Below are 650 nucleotides of genomic sequence, written 5' to 3' on the forward strand. Positions count from 1 at the left end.
GATTTCCCATAGCGTAAGCTAGTAAGATCCCTGAAAGATGATCAGGTTGATAGGTTCGAGGTGGAAGCATGGTGACATGTGGAGCTGACGAATACTAATAGATCGAGGACTTAACCATATAATATGAGTACAAGTGTTATCTAGTTTTGAGAGAACATGAAAAAACTTATTGACTTTTTTAATCAATCAAGTATAATAATGTTTGTCTCGAGTGAATGTAGTCTGGTAATGATGGCAGAGAGGTCACACCCGTTCCCATACCGAACACGGAAGTTAAGCTCTCTAGCGCCGATGGTAGTTGGGGCCTTGCCCCTGTGAGAGTAGGACGTTGCCAGGCTAATATCATTCCGCAGTAGCTCAGCGGTAGAGCTATCGGCTGTTAACCGATCGGTCGTAGGTTCGATTCCTACCTGCGGAGCCATGATTGGAGAGCTGTCCGAGTTGGCCGAAGGAGCACGATTGGAAATCGTGTATACGTCACAAGCGTATCAAGGGTTCGAATCCCTTGCTCTCCGCCATAATATTTTTGGCCCGTTGGTCAAGTGGTTAAGACACCGCCCTTTCACGGCGGTAACACGGGTTCGAATCCCGTACGGGTCACCACTTTTGGAGGATTAGCTCAGCTGGGAGAGCACCTGCCTTACAAGCAG

At 47.7% G+C, this 650-nt stretch carries 3 tRNA genes and 2 rRNA genes; all 5 read left to right on the forward strand.

Annotation, left to right across the window (positions count from 1 at the left end):
- A 23S ribosomal RNA gene (locus ORL93_RS30905) occupies positions 1-118 on the forward strand; the annotation flags it as partial.
- Between the two features lie 103 nt (positions 119-221).
- Positions 222-337 (forward strand): 5S ribosomal RNA (gene rrf / locus ORL93_RS30910).
- Positions 338-346: 9 nt separating this feature from the next.
- A tRNA-Asn gene (locus tag ORL93_RS30915) sits at positions 347-421 on the forward strand.
- A 5-nt stretch (positions 422-426) separates the two neighbouring features.
- Positions 427-518, forward strand: a tRNA-Ser gene (locus ORL93_RS30920).
- A gap of 10 nt (positions 519-528) precedes the next feature.
- Positions 529-603: transfer RNA gene (locus ORL93_RS30925), tRNA-Glu, on the forward strand.
- Positions 604-650 lie beyond the last annotated feature (47 nt).

The organism is Bacillus sp. DHT2 (assembly GCF_026241455.1).
Lineage (GTDB): Bacteria > Bacillota > Bacilli > Bacillales > Bacillaceae_G > Bacillus_A > Bacillus_A pseudomycoides.